We start from the raw sequence: 19,054 nt of genomic DNA on the forward strand, positions 1-19,054 counted from the left end.
GCGGGCAGCAGGGCTGCCCGCCGCCGCTGCCGCGCTGCCCTTCATTGCAAGGCTCTGGCGCAAAGCGGCCTGCCCTGCGCAGTCCGGCGCGGGCAGGGGCTGGGTCGCGGATGTCTGAAAATACAAAAACGGCGGCGCCCAGGGAGGAGGAGGGGGCACCGCCGTTCTGTCATACACCGGGATTAAGGGAGGAGGAGGTCCCGGTGATCCAAGCCCGGCTTTCGGCCGGTATAGGGTGCGGCGGCATCAGGGAGGAGGAGGATGCCACCGCGTAGTACAGGCTCTTCAAGGGAGGAGGAGAAAGAGCCTGATCTCTGTTATTCGTTTTCGTAAGCCGCCTGATAGGCGATACGCTTGATTTCGGAACGGTGCAGGCCCAGGTCCGCCAGCTCGCGGCCGCTCAGCTCCGACAGTTCCTTGACGGTCTGGCGGTACAGGCGGTAACGGGCGAATTTCGCCATCAGGCCGTCCAGTGCAGCAAAAGGCGACGCCAGTTTCACTGCGGTGATCTGTTGTGCTGCTGCCATCTTTTCGGTTCCTTCGTCTTGCCGTCCGGCCGTTTCGTCCTGCGCCCCAGTGGCGCCTCTTGTGATACAATTTACGGATATGCTGCGGACGCACAATCCCGTGTCTGGTCAATGCCGCTATGCAGCAAATGCATGGGTGGAAGCCGCTACCGTTCTGATAGTGCCGGATTTTTTGGCATCACCTTTGTGATGTGCCGCGGATCTCGGCGCAGGCGTGCAGGGATTGCATAGGGGAACTGGCGTCAATCTTGACAGGTCTTTGTGCGGTCTGGCCCTGGGGCTGTCGTCGCGGCTTCCATCGCGTCGCCTCGCTGCATATATATGTGTCGGTCAAGAAGCAGGAGAGCAGCCATGCCGGTCACCCAGGAACAGATTTACGCAGCGCTGGAGCGTCTGCAGCTGCCGGACGGCGGCACGCTGGTGTCGCGCGACATGCTGCGCGCCCTGCGCATCGAGAACGGCAAGGTCAGCTTCGTGATCGAGGCGCCCAGCCCCGAGGTGGCCAAGCAGATGGAACCGCTGCGCCGCGCCGCCGAGGCCGCAGTGGCGGAGCTGGCGGGGGTCAGCGGCGTGTCGGTGGCGCTGACCGCCCATGCGGCGCAGCAGCCCGCGCCCAGCCTCAAGGTCGGCGGCCACCCCAAGCCGCAGGCGGAGCCGCTGAAACCGGCGGGGGTCAAGCGCATTCTGGCAGTGGCCTCGGGCAAGGGTGGGGTGGGCAAGTCCACCGTGGCCTCCAACCTCGCCGTGGCGCTGGCCAGGCAGGGCCGCAAGGTCGGCCTGCTGGACGCCGACATCTACGGCCCCTCGCAGCCCCGCATGATGGGGGCCAAGGGCCGCCCGGCCAGCCCTGACGGCAAGATCATCGAGCCGCTGCACGCCCATGGCGTCACTCTTATGTCGATCGGCTTCATGCTGGAGGAGGGCAAGGCGGTGGTCTGGCGCGGCCCGATGCTGATGGGCGCGCTGCAGCAGATGCTGGGCCAGGTCAACTGGGGCGAGCTGGACGTGCTGATCGTCGACCTGCCGCCCGGCACCGGCGACGTGCAGCTGACGCTGTGCACCCGGGCCGAGCTGACCGGCGCCATCGTCGTCTCCACGCCGCAGGACGTCGCGCTGCTGGACGCGCGCAAGGCGATGGACATGTTCAAGTCGCTGAAGACCCCGGTGCTGGGGCTGATCGAGAACATGTCCTTCTTTACCTGCCCGGATTGCGGCGGCGAACATCACATCTTTGGTCACGGCGGTGTCGCGGCCGAGGCCGAAGGGCTGGGCCTGCCGCTGCTGGGCGCGCTGCCGATTGATCTCGAAACCCGTCTGGCGGGCGATGGTGGCACCCCGATTGCGGCGGGGGATGGGCCGATGGCCCAGGCCTACGCCCGGATCGCCGAAGGGCTGGTCAAGGGCGGCATGGCCTGATCGCCCCGCGGCCAACCCGGCTGCCTTTCGTATTTCTGCACAGCGGCCCGTCTTTCGGCGGGCCGTTTTGTGTTGCCCGCGCCGCCGGTGGGCGCCGACAGGGCCGCCGTTTCGGGAGGCGGAATGGGCCGGGATGGGATCGCCTGCCGGATCCGGGGCGGTCTGGCCCTTCCGGCGGCGGAGGGCTGCGCATGGGACCACTGGGAAACCGTGGGAAGATTGGGAAACGACGGGACAGGCGGGAATTCATGGGCGGCATGGGAATTCATGGCCATCTCGCGCGCACTTTCAGCTTGCCGTTGCGAATCACTCGGTGTTGAACCGTGGAAAAGGGCGGATTTTGCCGCGAATGTGGGGCTGGTTTCGGAACATGACGCGAACATTCTTGAATCGGCGATGCCGGGATCAGGAATCGCGGGAAACTATGGGAAAAAATATCTCTCTGCAATTTGGATCTATATGTAGTGTTAGCGGAGAGTTTGCGCACCACAGAAGCTAAGGTGGGGCCAAAATCAGGGAGATTCTGCTGCGAATCTCCTTCAATTTCTGCAAGAGTCCAGAGGGTTTGGGCAGAAAATGGTTGCAGGGCCATCAATTCCCATAGTATCCCTAATTCATCGACGGAAACGAGGGACGGGGCGCCAAACGACCCCAGACCACAAAAACAAAAGCAGGTTTCATACAGGCCTTCGCTTTCCTCGAAAAACAGAGATCCGGCGCGCGGGCGAGCAGACATCCCCCCAGGTGGCGCGCGCAGTCGGACATCCCGCAAGGCGGGCCAAGGTGGCGGGTTGATCAGTGGCAGCAGATCAACCCGCCCCTTTTCATTCTGGGGGACGGATCAACGCGAGGGACGCGCGAAAAAGGACGGTAGATTGGGTCGCAGGTTCAGAGGCGAAAGCCACCACAAGGTGGACAGCAAGGGGCGGGTGTCAATCCCGGCCTCTTTTCGCCGTGTGCTGGAGGCATCCGATCCCAACTGGCAGCCCGACCGCAACCCGGAATTGGTGATTGTCTACGGTGACCATCGCCGCAAGTTCCTGGAGTGCTATACTATAGAGGCAATCGAGGAGGTCGACGCCAAGATCGACCGCCTGCCGCGCGGCTCCATGCAACGCAAGATGCTGCAGCGGATGTTTCATGGTCAGTCCTTCCCGACCAACGTGGATGAGACCGGCCGCCTGGTGCTGCCTGCCAAGCTGCGCCAGAAAATCGGCCTCGAGGGCGAGGCCTTCTTCATCGCGGCGGGGGATACCTTCCAGATCTGGAAGCCCGAAACCTACGAGGAAGAAGAGCTGGCCCAGACCGAGAAGTGGATGGAGGAACTGCCGGAAGACTTCGATCCGATGCAATTCCTTGATGGCGACGGAGACATTTAAGACATGACTCAGGACCAGACAGCTGCCAATGGTCCCCATATTCCGGTTCTGCTGCGTCCGCTGCTCAAGGCGGTTGCCCCGGTGTCGGGGCGCTGGCTGGATGGCACCTTCGGCGCTGGCGGCTATACCCGTGGCCTGCTGGAGGCCGGGGCCGAACAGGTCATCGGCGTCGACCGCGACCCGCTTGCCTTCGAACTCGCGAAACCCTGGGCGGGAGACTATGGCGACCGGCTGATCCTGCAACCGGGTGTGTTTTCGCGCATGGATGAATACGCCCAGGATCTCGATGGCGTGGTGCTCGACCTCGGCGTTTCCTCGATGCAGCTGGACCTGGCCGAGCGCGGCTTTTCCTTTATGAAGGACGGCCCGCTGGACATGCGGATGTCACAATCCGGTCCCTCCGCCGCCGATCTGATCGCCGAGCTGAGCGAGGCGCAGATTGCCGACATCCTGTTCCACTACGGCGAAGAGCGCGCCAGCCGCCGCATCGCCAAGGCGATCGTGCGCGAACGCACGGTGGAGCCGATCACCACCACGCTGCGTCTGGCCAAGATCATCGAAAGCTGTCTGCCGCGCCCCAAGCCGGGCCAGTCGCACCCGGCGACCCGCAGCTTCCAGGGGCTGCGCATCGCGGTGAATGCCGAATACGAGGAGTTGTTCGAAGGTCTGCTGGCCGCCGAGCGGGCGCTGAAGCCGGGCGGGCTTCTGGCCGTGGTGACCTTCCACTCGGTCGAGGATCGCATGGTGAAACGTTTCTTCCAGCATCGCGCGGGCAAGACCGGTCGCGCCAACCGTTACGCGCCCGAGCAGGCCGAAGCCCCCGCGCAATTCGAGCTGGTCACCCGCAAGGCCGTCGGTCCCGATGATCAGGAACTGGCAGAGAACCCGCGCAGCCGCAGCGCCCGCCTGCGGGTCGGACGCCGCACCGCGGCCGCGCCGGGGCCGATCTCGGCCAAGGAACTGGGCATGCCACAACTGAAGGAGGGCAACGGTCGATGAAAACCCTGCTTTATGTCGCCACCTGCCTGACCGTTCTGGCGTTGGCTTTCTGGGCCTACCGCGAGAATTACGCCACTCAGGAGGTGCTGAAGGAAACCCGCGCCCTGCGCCAGCAGATCGGTGCCGCCAAGGTGCGGCTGGGGGTTCTGCGGGCGGAATGGGCCTATCTCAACCGGCCGGAGCGGCTGCGGGACCTGGCCGAGCTGAACTTTGATCGCCTGGGGTTGCTGCCGCTGCGCCCGGACCAGTTTGGCCGGGTGGACGAGGTCTCCTACCCGGTGCCGCCTGAGCTGGACCTCAGCAATGGCATCGAGGTCTCGGGCCTGAATGCCGCCGCCGCAGGAGGACACCCATGATCCGCACTCCGCTGCGCCCGCTGGCCCGGATTCTGCACGCTCGCGCAGTGGGGGAGAACCCTGACCGGATCGAACAGGAAAACATCACCCTGCGCCACCAGGAGATGCAGGTGCAGGCCCGTCAGCGCTCCGAGGGGCGGCTTCTGGTCATGGGGGCGCTGTTCGTCTTTGCCTTCGCCACCATCGGTGCCCGCATGGGCATCACCGCCTTGTCCGAACCGGCCGAGCCGGTCGCCAGCGTGCCGGGCAGTGCCATCGCCATGCAGCGCGCCGACATCGTCGACCGCAAGGGTCGGCTGCTGGCAACCAACTTCGAGACCCATTCGCTCTATGCCCAGCCGCCGCAGATGGTCGATCCCGTCGGGGCCGCCGAAAAGCTGGTGGAGATCTTCCCCGACCTTGATCGCGACGAGCTGATCGAGGATTTCACGGGGAAGCGCAAGTTTCTGTGGATAAAGAAGAAGATCAGCCCCGAGCAGCAGCAGGCGGTGCATGACATCGGCGACCCCGGCCTTCTGTTCGGCCCGCGCGAGATGCGGCTTTATCCCAATGGCAGCCTCGCCGCCCATGTGCTGGGCGGGGCCGGTTTCGGCAAGGAAGGCGTCAATGCCGCCGAGGTGATCGGCGTCGCCGGGGTGGAAAAGCAGTTCGACAGCTACCTGCGCGACCCCGCCAACGGCGGCAAGCCGTTGCAGCTGTCGCTGGATCTGACCGTGCAGGCGGCAGCCGAGCGGGTGCTCTACGGTGGCATGAAGTTGATGAACGCCAAGGGCGCCACCTCGATCCTGATGGATGTGCACACCGGCGAGGTGATCTCGGTGGTGTCGCTGCCGGATTTCGACCCGAACGACCGGCCGCGGCCGCCGACCTCGGGGTTTGATCCCTCGGTCAGCCCGCTGTTCAACCGCGCGGTGCAGGGGGTGTACGAACTGGGCTCCGCCTTCAAGATCTTCACCGCCGCGCAGGCGGTCGACCTTGGCCTTGCGAACTCCGAGACCATGATCGACGCGTCCGGCCCGATGCGCATCGGCCGCTTTCCGATCGGCGAGTTCAACCACAAGAACTTTGGCGAGCTGAGCCTTGCGGATGTGATCGTCAACAGCTCCAACCGCGGCACCGGCCGCCTGGCGCTGCAGATCGGGGCCCTGCGCCAGCAGGACTTCCTGCGGGCGCTCGGCATGTTCGAGCCGACCCCGATTGAAATCGCCGAAGCCGCAGGTGGCCGCCCGTTGACGCCGCGCAAGTGGGGGGATCTCAGCACCGTCACCATTTCCTATGGTCACGGCTTGTCCGCCAGCCCGATGCATCTGGCGGCGGGCTATGCGGCGATCGCCAACGGCGGGCGCTACGTGAAACCGACGATTCTGCGCCAGGACGGGCCGCAGGAAGGTCAGCGGGTGATGTCCGAGGAAGCCGCGCGCCAGTCCCGCGCCATGCTGCGCAAGGTGGTGACCAGCGGCACCGCCTCCTTTGCCGAGGTGCCCGGCTATCAGGTGGGCGGCAAGACCGGCACCGCCGACAAGCCCAAGCCGCAGGGCGGCTATTACGAGGACAAGGTGATTGCCACCTTTGCCGCGATGTTCCCGGCCCATGACCCGAAATACGTTCTGGTGGTGACCCTGGATGAGCCGGAGGTGATCGCCCACGGCAAGCCGCGCCGCACCGCGGGCTGGACGGCGACGCCGGTGGCGGCCGAGATGATCGGGCGGGTCGCACCTTTGCTCGGGCTGCGTCCGCAAGTTGAACCCATCGAGATGGCTGGTATAACCCTCACCTCGAACTAGACCTCGGTAGGGACCCGGCCATGAGCAGCAGCAACAGTAGTACCCCGGAGCCGCAGCCGCTCAGCCAGCTGGGTCTGACGGCGCGTGGCGGGGCGGATCCGCAGATCAGCGGCCTCGCGGTGGACAGCCGCGAGGTGCGGGCAGGCTACCTGTTCGCGGCCTTGCCCGGCAGCCAGGTTCATGGCGCCAAGTTCATTCCCGCAGCGCTGGAGAAGGGCGCGGTCGCGGTGCTGACCGATGCCGCCGGAGCCGAGATCGCCGCGCGGGTGCTGGCCGACAGCCATGCCGCGCTGGTGGTGGTCGAGGACCCGCGCCAGACGCTGGCCTATGCCGCCGCACTGTGGTTCGGCGGCCAGCCGCAGACGGTCGTCGCGGTGACCGGCACCAACGGCAAGACCTCCGTTGCAACCTTTGTGCGCCAGATCTGGATGGAGCTGGGCCACCAGGCGGTCAACATGGGCACCACTGGAATCGAGGGCGCCTGGAGTTACCCGCTGGCCCATACCACGCCGGAACCCATCACCCTGCACCGGGCCCTGGCCGCCGCTGCCGCCGAGGGCGTGACCCATGCGGCGATGGAGGCCTCATCGCACGGGCTCGACCAGCGCCGTCTGGACGGGGTCCAGCTGGCGGCGGCGGGGTTTACCAATTTCACCCAGGATCACCTCGACTACCACGAGACCTTCGACGCCTATTTCGCCGCCAAAGCCGGGCTGTTCCGCCGGGTGCTTCCGGACGAGGGCGTGGCGGTCATCAACATGGACGATCCCCGCGGTGCCGAGATGCGCGCGGTGGCGGCGGCGCGCGGCCAGGAGATCATCAGCGTCGGCCGCGGCCTTGGCGATCTCAGCCTGATGGGGCTGCGCTATGACGGCACCGGGCAGGACATGCGCTTTGCCTGGCATGACAAGCCGTACCAGGTGCGGCTGAACCTGATCGGCGGCTTCCAGGCGGAAAACATCCTGCTCGCCTGTGGGCTGGTGATTGCCGGCGGCGAGGATCCCGAGCGGGTGTTCGAGACCCTGCCGCATCTGACCACCGTGCGCGGCCGGATGCAGCTGGCGGCCGAGCGCGACAATGGCTCGGCAGTGTTCGTGGACTACGCCCACACCCCGGATGCGGTGGCCAGCGCCATCAAGGCGCTGCGCCCGCATGTCCTGGGGCGCCTGATTGCCATCGTCGGCGCAGGCGGCGACCGTGATACCTCGAAACGGCCCTTGATGGGGCAGGCGGCGCATGAGAACGCTGATGTGGTCATCGTGACGGATGACAACCCGCGCAGCGAGGATCCGGCGGCGATCCGCGCCGCGGTCAAGGCCGGTGCGCCCGATTGCATCGAGGTCGGCGACCGCGCCGAGGCGATCCTGCGCGGGGCGGATATGCTGGGGCCGGGTGACGCGCTGATCATCTGCGGCAAGGGCCATGAGACCGGCCAGACCGTGGGTGACACGGTGCTGCCCTTTGATGACGTGGAACAGGCCAGCATCGCCGTGGCCGCATTGGACGGGAGGCTGGCATGAGCCTGTGGACCGCAGCAGAGGCCGCCGCCGCAACCGGCGGGCAGACACAGGGGGAGTGGCAGGTCTCTGGCCTGTCGATCGACACCCGCACCATCCAGCCCGGTGATCTGTTCGTGGCGCTGACCGCGGCGCGCGACGGGCATGATTTTGTCGCGCAGGCGCTGGAGAAGGGCGCCGGGGCGGCGCTGGTTTCGCGCGTGCCGGACGGCGTGTCGGCAGAGGCGCCGCTGCTGATCGTCGAGGACGTGCAGAAGGGGCTGGAGGCCCTGGGCCGCGCCGCGCGGGCGCGCACGCAGGCGCGGGTGGTGGCGGTCACCGGCTCGGTCGGCAAGACCTCGACCAAGGAGATGCTGGCGCGTATGCTGTCCGATCAGGGCCGCACCCATGCGGCGGTGGCCAGTTACAACAACCACTGGGGCGTGCCGCTGACGCTGGCGCGGATGCCGCGGGACACCGATTATGCGGTGATCGAGATCGGCATGAACCACCCCGGTGAGATCGCGCCGCTGTCGAAACAGGCCCGTCCGCATGTGGCAATGGTCACCACCGTGGCGGCGGTGCACCTGGAGGCCTTTGACGACGTGGCGGGCATCGCCCGCGAGAAGGCCGCCATCATGGAAGGGCTGGAGCCGGGTGGCGTGGCGGTGCTGAATGCCGATATCGCCGAGGCGCCCGTGCTGGCCCGGGTGGCGGCGGATCTGGGTGCCGAGGCCCGCTGGTTCGGCGAGACGGCGGCGGCGTATCAATTGCGCTCGGCGGCGATCAAGGGAGCGGAAACCCTTGCCCAGGTCACGGTTTCGGGGCGCGAGATCGATCTGCATATCCAGTCACTTGGCGCGCATTTTGCGATGAACGCCCTGGGCGCGCTGGCATGCGTCGAGGCGCTGGGGGGGGATGTCGAAAAGGCCGCACAAAGCCTGTCGTTGTGGTCGCCTGTCAAAGGCCGCGGCGTGCGCGAGACGATCCGGCTGGACGGCGGCGCGGTGACCCTTCTGGACGACAGCTACAACGCCAACCCGACCTCGGTCGCGGCGGCGCTGGCGGTGCTGGCGGCGACGCCGGTGCAGGGCAGCGGGCGCAAGCTGGCCTGGCTCGGCGACATGAAGGAACTGGGCCCGCAGGAGCTGGCGCTGCATGCGGATCTGGCGCAGCTGGACGCGGTGCAGGAGATCGACCGGATTCACTGCATCGGTCCCTTGATGCGGGCGCTGCATGATGCGCTGCCCGCGGACAAGCGGGGCGGCTGGTACGCGACCAGCGCCGAGGCGGTGCCCGCGTTGCAGGACAGCATCGCGGCGGGCGATATCGTGCTGGCCAAGGGGTCATTGAGCATGGCGCTGGCCAAGATCGTTGACGGCATCCGCGAAATGGGCCAATCCGGCCGCAATTCTGAAAAACCGTAAGGATCGGGGGACGGGCCGCATGCTCTATTGGCTGACCGCTTTGTCGGACGGGGGAGATTTCTTCAACCTCTTCCGCTATATCACATTCCGCGCAGGCGGCGCCTTTCTGACCGCGCTGATCTTTGGCTTTCTGTTTGGCAAGCCGCTGATCAACGTGCTGCGCAAGCGCCAGGGCAAGGGGCAGCCGATCCGCGACGACGGGCCGGAGGCGCATCTGTCGAAGGCGGGCACGCCCACCATGGGCGGGCTGCTGATCGTCGGCGCGCTGCTGACCGCGACCCTGATCTGGGCACGCTGGGACAACCCCTTTGTCTGGATGGTGCTGTTCGTGACGCTGGCCTATGGCCTGATCGGCTTTGCCGATGATTATGCCAAGGTGTCGAAACAGAACACCAAGGGGGTGCCGGGCAAGGTGCGGCTGCTGCTGGGCGTGCTGATCGCCGTCACCGCAGCGCTGTGGGCGGCGGCCTATCACCCGGCGCCGTTGCAGAATCAGCTGGCGCTGCCGGTGTTCAAGGACACGCTCATCAACCTTGGCATCTTCTACGTGCCGTTTGCGATCTGCGTCATCGTCGGCTCGGCCAATGCGGTGAACCTGACCGACGGTCTGGACGGGCTGGCGATCATGCCGTCGATGATTGCGGCCGGGACGCTGGGCGTCATCGCCTATGCGGTGGGGCGCGTCGACTTTACCGAGTATCTGGACGTGCATTACGTGCCGGGCACCGGTGAAATCCTGATCTTCACCTCGGCGCTGTTCGGCGCTGGCCTGGGCTTCCTTTGGTACAACGCGCCGCCTGCGGCGGTGTTCATGGGCGACACCGGCTCGCTGGCCCTGGGCGGCGCGCTAGGGGCGATCGCGGTGGCCACCAAGCACGAGCTGGTGCTGGCGATCGTCGGCGGCCTGTTCGTGGTCGAGGCGCTGTCGGTGATCATCCAGGTGCTGTATTACAAGCGCACCGGGCGGCGGGTCTTCCTGATGGCGCCGATTCACCACCACTACGAGAAGAAGGGCTGGGCCGAGCCGACCATTGTGATCCGCTTCTGGATCATCTCGCTGATCCTGGCGATGATCGGTCTGGCGACGCTGAAGGTGCGCTGAGCCGCGCCGCTTTGCAGCCCGGCCAAGGCGGCGGGGCTGTCCTGTCTGCTTTCATGGCAACCGCGCCGGGCTGATGCTGGGCGCGGTTTTGTTTTGCAAGGAAGGCGGCGCCGCCAAAGGGCGGAGCATCGGATGACCGGTGTCAGCGGTCATGTCCGTCTATCGGCCTGTTGCGGACCCGCCCTGCACCCAATGAGGAGGTGGTCTGAGGGGGCCGGTCTCCTGGTCTTCTCGTTGCAACGCATTGACCCTAGAGCGGGCGGGTGAAGATCGCATGAGGGCAGCGTGCGCCGGGTGCGCAACACTTGTGTCCTGGGTCGGTGCCCGTCCGCGGGCGGACGCAAAGGGCCCGCCCATGGGGGCGGACAGGCGCTGCCGTGATGGCTTGCAAATCTCCTTCGCTGCGGTACAGGGTACGGCGCAAAGAGTGATCGTGCGAAAGGGCAAGCGATGATCCCGGTCAGAGGTTTTGAAGGCGCAAACGTGGCGGTGCTGGGGCTGGGGCGCTCGGGCCTGGCAACGGCGCGGGCCTTGCGGGCGGGCGGCGCAGAGGCGATCTGCTGGGACGACAACCCGGCGGCGCGCGAGGCGGCCGAGGCCGAGGGCTTCACCTGTCGCGACCTGCACAAGTCGGGCGCCTTCGACGAGATCGCCGCGCTGGTGACGTCACCCGGTATCCCGCATCTCTACCCCAAGCCCAACCCGGTGATCCGGGCAGCCCTCGCGGCGGGGGTGCCGGTGGACAATGACATCGGCCTGTTCTTCCGCTCCTTTGCGGATGCCGAGTGGCAGATGCACGACCAGCCGCCGCGGGTGGTGGCGGTGACCGGGTCAAACGGCAAGTCGACCACGGTGGCGCTGCTGCACCATATCCTGCAGGAGGCGGGCCGCGAGAGCCAGCTGGCGGGCAATATCGGTCGCGGAGTGCTGGACATCGACCCGCCGGGCAATGGCGGCGTGGTGGTGCTGGAGCTGTCGAGCTATCAGACCGAGCTGGCGCGGGCGCTGACGCCGGATGTGGCGGTCTTCACCAACCTCAGCCCCGATCACCTCGACCGGCATGGCGGTATGGGCGGCTATTTCGCCGCCAAGCGCCGCCTGTTTGCCGAAGGCGGTCCCGACCGCGCGGTGATCGGCGTCGACGAGGACGAGGGGCTGTTCCTGGCCGGGCAGCTCTCCGAAAGCCTGAGCGATGACCGGGTGATCCGCATCTCGGCCGCGCAGAAGCTGACCGGGCCGGGCTGGCAGGTGTTTGCCCGCAAGGGGTTCCTGTCGGAGTATCGCAAGGGGCGGCAGGCGGCCTCGATCGATCTGCGCGAGATGCAGGGGCTGCCGGGGGCGCATAACCATCAGAACGCCTGTGCGGCCTATGCAGCGGCGCGCACGCTGGGGCTGGCGCCGCGGCTGATCGGCGATGCGATGGCGACTTTCCCCGGCCTGCCGCACCGCAGCCAGACCATCGCCGAGGCGGCGGGCGTGCGCTATGTCAATGACAGCAAGGCGACCAATGTGGACAGCGCTGCCAAGGCGCTGAGCGCGTTCAGGAACATCCGCTGGATCTGTGGTGGCCTCGAGAAGGACGGCGGCCTTGACGGGCTCGCCGGGCAGACCGCGAATGTGACCAAGGCCTATGTGATCGGGCGCGAGGCGGCCGGTTTTGCCATGCAGCTGGACGTGGAGGCCGAGGTCTGCACCACCATGGCCGCCGCGGTGGAGCGGGCGATGGCCGAGGCGCAGCCGGGCGACACGGTTCTGCTGGCCCCGGCCGCAGCCAGCTTTGACCAGTATGACAATTTCGAACAGCGCGGCGAGGATTTCATCGCGCAGGTGCGCGGGCGTCTCGGCTAGAAGGCGCGGCGCAGGTTCCGCGTCAGGTCGATCCGGGGGGATCTGGGCCGATCCGGGCGGACACCGCGCGGAATCGGCCCCTGTGAAGGATCAGCCGGTGGCGGCAATCGCGGTGCCGGCAGCGAAACCGGACGACCAGGCCCACTGGAAGTTGTAGCCGCCCAGCCAGCCGGTCACATCGACGGCTTCGCCGATGGCGTAGAGACCGGGCACGGATTTGGCTTCCATCGTCTTGGAGGACAGCGCATCGGTGTCGATGCCGCCCAGCGTCACCTCTGCCGTGCGGTAGCCCTCGGTGCCTGCGGGCAGCAATTGCCAGTTCTCGAGCGACTCGCAGAGGGTCCGGAGCGCGGCATCGGACTGGTCGGCCAGTCGCCCCTTGAGCGCCAGTACCGGTGTCAGGAAATCCACCAGCTTGGCGGGCAGGTGGCGTGACAGTTCGGTTGTCAGATCGCGGCCCCCCCCGGCCTGGCGCTGTTCGCGCAGGCGGTCGAACAGCGGTGTGTCGGGAAACAGGTTGACGGTGATCGCTTCGCCCTCGCGCCAGTAGGACGACAGTTGCAGCACCGACGGCCCGGAGAGGCCTCGGTGGGTGAACAGCAGCGCCTCGTCAAAGGAGGTGCGGTCGTTGGAGAGCCGCGCGGGCAGGGCAACCCCGGCCAGCGGCTTGAAGCGGCCATCGGGAAAGGTGAAGGGCACCAGCGCCGGGCGGGTTTCGGTAAGGGGCAGTTCGAACTGGCGGGCGAGATCATAGGCCAGCCCGGTGGCGCCCATCTTGGGGATCGATTTGCCGCCCGTGGCCAGCACCAGATTGCGGCAGGAAACCGCCTGGCGCTTGCCCTCGCGCAGCAGGGTGACGCGAAAACCGCTGGCGGTGCGCTCGACGCTTTCGACCGAGGTCTGCAGCCAGAGGTCCGCCCCGGCGGCGCGCAGCTCATCCACCAGGAGGGCGATGATCTGCTTGGCCGAGCCGTCGCAGAACAGCTGGCCCAGGGTCTTTTCGTGCCAGGCGATGCCGTGGCGGCTGACCAGCTCGATGAAGTCCCACTGGGTGTAGCGCGCCAGCGCCGATTTGCAGAAATGCGGGTTCTGCGACAGGTAGTTGGCGGGCCCGGCATACATGTTGGTGAAGTTGCAGCGGCCACCGCCGGAGATGCGAATCTTCTCGCCCGGCGCCTTGGCGTGGTCGATCACCAGCGTGCTGCCGCCGGTATGGCGCGCGCACATCATGCCAGCCGCGCCGGCGCCGAGAATCAGGGTTCTTATCTGCATGGCGCGCATCGACCACGGATGCGGCAACGGCGCAAGCTGCCATGTGCGAAAACCCGCGCAACAGAAGGTAAAGCGGGTGGCAAAAAATACTCTTTCGGGTTAGCATTCCTGCAACAGACCCCGAAAACGGGGCAGGGCAGGCCCCGCATGGGGCACAACGAGGCATATAGTGGCGGTATTCCCATGACTGAGATGGTCTATGGCGCGGTTCCCGTGCAGGCAGGCGAGCCGATTCTTCCGAAATGGTGGCGGACGCTGGATAAATGGACGGTGTCCTGCATCCTGATGCTGTTCGTGATCGGGTTGCTGCTCGGTCTGGCGGCCTCGGTGCCGCTGGCAGAGCGCAATGGATTCGGCAGTTTCCATTATGTGCAGCGGCAGCTGGTGTTCGGCGTGACCGCGCTGGCGGCGATGCTGGTGACCTCGGTGATGTCGCCGACGCTGGTGCGGCGGCTGGCGGTGCTGGGCTTTGCCGTGGCCTTCGTGGCGCTGGCCTTCCTGCCGATCTTCGGCACCGATTTCGGCAAGGGGGCGGTGCGCTGGTACTCGCTCGGCTTTGCCTCGATCCAGCCGTCGGAGTTCCTGAAGCCGGGGTTCATCGTGGTCGCGGCCTGGATGATCGCGGCAAGCCAGCAGATCAACGGCCCGCCGGGCACGCTGATGTCGTTCGGCCTGTGCATGGCGGTGGTGATGATGCTGGTGCTGCAACCGGACTTCGGCCAGGCCAGCCTGGTGCTGTTCGGCTGGGGGGTGATGTATTTCGTCGCCGGGGCGCCGATGATCCTGCTTGTCTGCATGGCGGCGGTGGTGGTGCTGGGGGGCATCTTTGCCTACAACAGCTCGGAACATTTTGCGCGCCGCATTGATGGCTACCTGAATCCTGACATCGATCCCACCACCCAGCTGGGCTATGCCACCAACGCGATCCGCGAGGGCGGGCTGTTCGGGGTCGGCGTCGGCGAGGGCCAGGTGAAATGGTCGCTGCCGGATGCGCATACCGATTTCATCATCGCCGTTGCCGCCGAGGAATACGGGCTGGTGCTGGTGGCGGTGCTGATCGTGCTTTACGCGCTGATCGTGGTGCGCTCGCTGCTGCGGCTGATGCGCGAGCGCGATACCTTCATCCGGCTGGCGGGCACCGGGCTGGTCTGCATGTTGGGCGTGCAGGCGATGATCAACATGGGCGTCGCGGTGCGGCTGTTGCCGGCCAAGGGGATGACGCTGCCGTTTGTCAGCTACGGCGGCTCGTCGCTGATTGCCACCGGCATCGCGGTGGGCATGTTGCTGGCCTTTACCCGCACGCGGCCGCAGGGCGGCATTGCCGATTACCTGAACGGGCGCGGCCGCGGCTGATCCGAGGTGCGCGGGGCGTTGCGGTACACGTGACGCGGCACACGTAACAAGGGCCGCGCCGCCCAGCCGGTCGGCGCGGCTTGGGCTGCGGCCGGGCGGGGCCGATTGAAACCGACGAGGTGCTGTCTGCGTTGGCAGTTGCATAGAAGACAGGAAGATTTCAGGACCGATGGCACAGAAACTGCTTTTGATGGCCGCAGGCGGTACCGGCGGCCACATGTTCCCCGCGCAGGCGCTGGCAGAACGGATGCTGGCGCGCGGCTGGCGGGTGAAACTGTCGACGGACGCGCGCGGCGCGCGCTATACCGGCGGCTTTCCCCACACGGTGGAAATCAGCCAGGTTTCCTCGGCCACCTTTGCCCGCGGCGGATTGCTGGCCAAGGCGATGGTCGGGCCGAAGATCGCGGGCGGCGTGCTGTCGATGATGATGCAGATGCGGCGCGAGCGCCCGGATGCGGTGGTGGGCTTTGGCGGTTATCCGTCGATCCCGGCGCTGGGGGCGGCGACGTTGCTGAAGCTGCCGCGGATGATCCATGAGCAGAACGGCGTGCTGGGCCGGGTGAACCAGCTCTTTGCCAAGCGCGTGCAGGGGGTCGCCTGCGGCACCTGGCCCACCGACCTGCCCGAGGGGGTGCCGCACGAGCATGTGGGCAACCCGGTGCGCCAGGCGGTGATGGAGCGCGCGGGCGCGGCCTATATTCCGCCGGGCGACTACCCGATGTCGCTTCTGGTGATGGGCGGCAGCCAGGGCGCGCGCATCCTGTCGGACGTGGTACCGGGCGCGGTTGCCGCGCTGCCCGAGGCGATCCGGCAGCATCTGCGGGTGTCGCACCAGGCCCGCGCCGAGGACCAGGAGCGGGTTGCCGCCTTTTACGCCGAGCATGGCATCAATGCCGATGTGCAGCCGTTCTTTCACGATGTGCCTGCCCGCATGTCGGAGGCGCAGCTGGTGATTTCGCGCGCGGGCGCGTCCTCGGTTGCAGATATTTCGGTGATCGGGCGCCCCTCGATCCTGATCCCCTTTGCGGCCGCCGCCGGCGACCACCAAAGCGCCAATGCCCGCGGTCTGGCCGCGGCGGATGCGGCGGTGGTGATCCCCGAAAGCGCGCTTGATGTTTCGGTGCTGGCGGAGCATATGGGCGCAATTCTGAGTAACCCGCAGGCCGCCACCCAGATGGCGACCGCTGCACTGAACGCCGGAATCCCCGATGCCACCGACCGTCTGGCGGCACTGGTGGAGCAACTGGCACAGGAAGGATAACGTGATGAACCCTGCAACCAAGCTGCCCGGTGATGTCGGCCCGATCCATTTTGTCGGCATTGGCGGCATCGGCATGTCGGGCATTGCCGAAGTGCTGCTGAACCTCGGTTACAGCGTGCAGGGCTCGGACCTGAAGGCCAGCAAGATCACCGGACGGCTGGAAGAGCTGGGCGCGCGGATCTTTGTCGGCCAGCAGGCGGAAAACCTGGAAGGCGCCGCCGTTGTGGTGATCTCCTCGGCGATCAAGCCCGGCAACCCGGAGCTGGACGAGGCCCGCCGCCGCGGCCTGCCGGTGGTGCGCCGGGCCGACATGCTGGCCGAGCTGATGCGGCTGAAGTCCAACATCGCCATCGGGGGCACCCACGGCAAGACCACCACCACCACCATGATGGCCGAGCTGATGGTGGCCGGCGGCTTTGATCCCACCATCATCAATGGCGGCATCATCCATGCCTACGGCTCCAACGCGCGGATGGGGCAGGGCGAATGGATGGTGGTCGAGGCGGACGAGAGCGACGGCTCGTTCAACCGGCTGCCCGCGACCATCGCCGTGGTCACCAACATCGATCCCGAGCATATGGAGCATTGGGGCGACTTCGACCGGCTGCGCGACGGCTTCCTCGAGTTTGTCTCCAACATCCCCTTCTACGGCATCGCGGTCTGCTGCACCGACCATCCCGAGGTGCAGGCGCTGGTGGGGCGGATCTCGGACCGCCGGGTTGTCACCTACGGTTTCAACGCGCAGGCGGACGTGCGGGCGGTGAACCTGACCTACAAGGCGGGGGTGGCCCATTTCGACGTGCACCTACAGGCCGAGGGTCAGGTGATCGAGGGCTGCAGCCTGCCGATGCCGGGCGACCACAATGTTTCCAACGCCCTGTCGGCGGTGGCGGTGGCGCGGCACTTGGGCATGAAGAAGGAAGAAATCCGCGCGGCGCTTGCGGCCTTCGGCGGGGTGAACCGGCGCTTCACCAAGGTGGGCGAGGTGAACGGCGTCACCATCATCGACGATTACGGCCACCACCCGGTGGAGATTGCCGCGGTGCTGAAGGCGGCTCGCCAGGCCAGCGAGGGCCGGGTGATCGCGGTGCATCAGCCGCACCGCTACTCGCGCCTGTCCAGCCTGTTCGACGATTTCTGCGCCTGTTTCAACGAGGCCGACGTGGTGGCCATTGCCGAGGTCTTTGCCGCGGGCGAGGATCCGATCGAGGGCGCCAGCCGCGATGATCTGGTGGCGGGGATGATCCGCCACGGCCATCGCCACGCCCGCGCCATTCTGGACGAGGACGATCTGGAGCGGCTGGTGCGCGAGCAGGCCCGGCCCGGCGACATCGTGGTCTGCCTTGGGGCGGGCACCATCAGCACCTGGGCCAACGGCCTGCCTGCGCGGTTGGCGCGGTGAGCAATGCAAGCGTGACCGGGGGCGTGGCCCCCGGCGGCCTGCGGCGGCTTGGGCCGGGGCGTGCGGAGCAATGACGCTGTCGCTGACACTGGCGGCGGTCTGGGCCTTGGCGGCGAATGTGCTGGCGGTTCTGCCCAGCCGAGACAACCATTGGCGTCGCGCCTATGCGCTGATCGCGCTGGGAATCCCGCTTCTGGGTTACGTGACCTATGAAAATGGCCCCTGGTGGGGGTTGGCGGTGCTGGCCGCGGGCATGTCGGTGTTGCGCTGGCCGGTGATCTATTTCGGCCGCTGGCTGGCCCAGCGGTGGCGTCGCGGCACCTGAGCCGAACTGCTGGCGGCGAGATTTCGCCGATGCCACTTGCGAGCGGTCCATTGTCTTGCGGCTGCATTCCTTGCTAGAGGCTGGCGGCAAAGGTTCGAGGGATAGATGTGATGAATTTCGACGGAATCCGTGGCAAGTTGACCGCCAATCGCGATCTGGCGGGGCTGACCTGGCTGCGTGTGGGCGGGCCTGCGGATTACCTGTTTCAGCCTGCCGATGTGGACGACCTCGCAGCCTTTCTGCGCCAGCTGGATCCCGCCGTGCCGGTGTTCCCGATGGGGGTGGGCTCCAACCTGATCGTGCGGGATGGCGGCCTGCGGGCGGTGGTGATCCGGCTGGGGCGCGGCTTCAACGCGATCTCGGTCGAGGGGGACACGGTGACCGCAGGCGCTGCGGCACTGGATGCGCATGTGGCGCGCAAGGCGGCGGACGCGGGGGTCGACCTGACCTTCCTGCGCACCATTCCCGGCTCGATCGGCGGGGCGGTGCGGATGAATGCAGGCTGTTATGGCAGCTACGTCGCGGATGTGTTCGTCTCGGGCACCCTGGTGACGCGCCAGGGTGAAATTCGCGAGATCACCGCCGAGGAGTTGCAGTTTCAGTATCGCCAGACGGCCTTCCCCGAAGGCGCGGTGCTGGTTTCGGCGACGTTGCGGGGCACCGAGGGCGACCCCGAGGAGCTGCATGCGCGGATGCAGGCGCAGCTGGATAAGCGGGATGCCACCCAGCCGACCCGGGAGCGGTCGGCGGGATCGACCTTCCGCAACCCTGCGGGGTTTTCCTCGACCGGGCAGGCAGATGACGTGCATGACCTGAAGGCTTGGAAGGTGATCGACGACGCCGGCATGCGCGGCGCCAGCCGGGGCGGCGCCCAGATGAGCGAGAAGCATTCTAACTTCCTGATCAATGCCGGTGGCGCCACCGCCGCGGATCTGGAAGGGCTGGGGGAAGATGTTCGGAAAAAGGTTTACGAAAATTCCGGCATTACGTTAGAGTGGGAAATTATGCGGATTGGTGAACCGCTTCCCTGATAACTGGATTTAACCGGGCAACGTCAATGGGTTGACCTTTGGTTTCCCGCTGTCCATTCCGGGTGAGCACGGAGGC

Annotated in this window: 17 protein-coding genes; 15 read left to right on the plus strand and 2 right to left on the minus strand. The window is 66.6% G+C overall.

What is annotated here, in order from left to right; genetic code table 11:
• Window positions 1-317 precede the first annotated feature (317 nt).
• Entirely contained in the window at window positions 318-527 is a 210-nt protein-coding gene (locus AB9K35_RS11665; RefSeq protein ID WP_222455861.1) for a DUF1127 domain-containing protein, read from the minus strand.
• Window positions 528-878: 351 nt separating this feature from the next.
• Here AB9K35_RS11665 and AB9K35_RS11670 point away from each other — a divergent pair, with 351 nt between their 5' ends.
• The 10 genes from AB9K35_RS11670 to murD all read left to right on the plus strand — a co-directional run bounded on the left by AB9K35_RS11670 (window position 879) and on the right by murD (window position 12,334).
• Window positions 879-1,943: a P-loop NTPase gene (locus tag AB9K35_RS11670; protein ID WP_369926260.1), complete on the plus strand. Its 1,065-nt coding sequence runs from the start codon at window positions 879-881 to the stop codon at window positions 1,941-1,943.
• 123 nt (window positions 1,944-2,066) lie between these two features.
• On the plus strand, window positions 2,067-2,408 hold the full coding sequence (locus tag AB9K35_RS11675) for a hypothetical protein (protein ID WP_369926262.1): 342 nt from the start codon (window positions 2,067-2,069) through the stop codon (window positions 2,406-2,408).
• Window positions 2,409-2,818: 410 nt separating this feature from the next.
• Window positions 2,819-3,322: a division/cell wall cluster transcriptional repressor MraZ gene (mraZ, locus tag AB9K35_RS11680; protein WP_222455863.1), complete on the plus strand. Its 504-nt coding sequence runs from the start codon at window positions 2,819-2,821 to the stop codon at window positions 3,320-3,322.
• Window positions 3,323-3,325: 3 nt separating this feature from the next.
• The gene (gene rsmH / locus AB9K35_RS11685) at window positions 3,326-4,321 is read left to right on the plus strand and encodes a 16S rRNA (cytosine(1402)-N(4))-methyltransferase RsmH (protein ID WP_369926266.1); all 996 of its coding nucleotides are present in this window, start codon (window positions 3,326-3,328) and stop codon (window positions 4,319-4,321) included.
• Window positions 4,318-4,677 carry a cell division protein FtsL gene (locus AB9K35_RS11690; RefSeq protein WP_369926268.1) on the plus strand — a complete coding sequence of 120 codons (360 nt, stop codon included), beginning with the start codon at window positions 4,318-4,320 and terminating at the stop codon, window positions 4,675-4,677. Before rsmH ends, AB9K35_RS11690 begins: the two co-directional genes overlap by 4 nt.
• Window positions 4,674-6,461: a penicillin-binding protein 2 gene (locus tag AB9K35_RS11695; protein WP_222455866.1), complete on the plus strand. Its 1,788-nt coding sequence runs from the start codon at window positions 4,674-4,676 to the stop codon at window positions 6,459-6,461. The genes AB9K35_RS11690 and AB9K35_RS11695 overlap by 4 nt, the downstream gene beginning before the upstream one ends.
• A 20-nt stretch (window positions 6,462-6,481) precedes the next feature.
• Window positions 6,482-7,981 carry a UDP-N-acetylmuramoyl-L-alanyl-D-glutamate--2,6-diaminopimelate ligase gene (locus AB9K35_RS11700; protein WP_222455867.1) on the plus strand — a complete coding sequence of 500 codons (1,500 nt, stop codon included), beginning with the start codon at window positions 6,482-6,484 and terminating at the stop codon, window positions 7,979-7,981.
• Window positions 7,978-9,384, plus strand: coding sequence for a UDP-N-acetylmuramoyl-tripeptide--D-alanyl-D-alanine ligase (murF, locus tag AB9K35_RS11705; protein ID WP_369926270.1), 1,407 nt, complete (start codon window positions 7,978-7,980; stop codon window positions 9,382-9,384). Before AB9K35_RS11700 ends, murF begins: the two co-directional genes overlap by 4 nt.
• A gap of 19 nt (window positions 9,385-9,403) precedes the next feature.
• Complete coding sequence (gene mraY / locus AB9K35_RS11710; protein ID WP_222455869.1) at window positions 9,404-10,486, plus strand: phospho-N-acetylmuramoyl-pentapeptide-transferase; 1,083 nt, start codon at window positions 9,404-9,406, stop codon at window positions 10,484-10,486.
• A 450-nt stretch (window positions 10,487-10,936) separates the two neighbouring features.
• Entirely contained in the window at window positions 10,937-12,334 is a 1,398-nt protein-coding gene (gene murD / locus AB9K35_RS11715; RefSeq protein WP_369926272.1) for a UDP-N-acetylmuramoyl-L-alanine--D-glutamate ligase, read from the plus strand.
• Window positions 12,335-12,424: 90 nt separating this feature from the next.
• Here murD and AB9K35_RS11720 read toward each other — a convergent pair whose 3' ends face one another.
• The gene (locus tag AB9K35_RS11720; RefSeq protein WP_369926274.1) at window positions 12,425-13,606 is read right to left on the minus strand and encodes an NAD(P)/FAD-dependent oxidoreductase; all 1,182 of its coding nucleotides are present in this window, start codon (window positions 13,604-13,606) and stop codon (window positions 12,425-12,427) included.
• Window positions 13,607-13,789: 183 nt separating this feature from the next.
• On the opposite strand from AB9K35_RS11720, the gene ftsW reads away from it, so the two are divergent.
• The 5 genes from ftsW to murB all read left to right on the plus strand — a co-directional run bounded on the left by ftsW (window position 13,790) and on the right by murB (window position 18,978).
• Window positions 13,790-14,959 carry a putative lipid II flippase FtsW gene (gene ftsW, locus AB9K35_RS11725; protein ID WP_369926276.1) on the plus strand — a complete coding sequence of 390 codons (1,170 nt, stop codon included), beginning with the start codon at window positions 13,790-13,792 and terminating at the stop codon, window positions 14,957-14,959.
• 169 nt (window positions 14,960-15,128) lie between these two features.
• Window positions 15,129-16,220 carry a UDP-N-acetylglucosamine--N-acetylmuramyl-(pentapeptide) pyrophosphoryl-undecaprenol N-acetylglucosamine transferase gene (locus AB9K35_RS11730; protein WP_222455873.1) on the plus strand — a complete coding sequence of 364 codons (1,092 nt, stop codon included), beginning with the start codon at window positions 15,129-15,131 and terminating at the stop codon, window positions 16,218-16,220.
• 4 nt (window positions 16,221-16,224) lie between these two features.
• Window positions 16,225-17,622, plus strand: a complete 1,398-nt coding sequence (gene murC, locus AB9K35_RS11735) for a UDP-N-acetylmuramate--L-alanine ligase (protein WP_222455874.1) — start codon at window positions 16,225-16,227, stop codon at window positions 17,620-17,622.
• A gap of 70 nt (window positions 17,623-17,692) precedes the next feature.
• Window positions 17,693-17,947, plus strand: a complete 255-nt coding sequence (locus AB9K35_RS11740) for a DUF2484 family protein (protein ID WP_369926278.1) — start codon at window positions 17,693-17,695, stop codon at window positions 17,945-17,947.
• Between the two features lie 110 nt (window positions 17,948-18,057).
• Window positions 18,058-18,978 (plus strand): UDP-N-acetylmuramate dehydrogenase, encoded by a 921-nt coding sequence (gene murB, locus AB9K35_RS11745; RefSeq protein WP_369926280.1) that lies wholly within the window; start codon window positions 18,058-18,060, stop codon window positions 18,976-18,978.
• Window positions 18,979-19,054 lie beyond the last annotated feature (76 nt).

It is taken from the genome of Leisingera sp. XS_AS12 (assembly GCF_041224635.1).
Taxonomy (GTDB): Bacteria; Pseudomonadota; Alphaproteobacteria; order Rhodobacterales; family Rhodobacteraceae; genus Leisingera.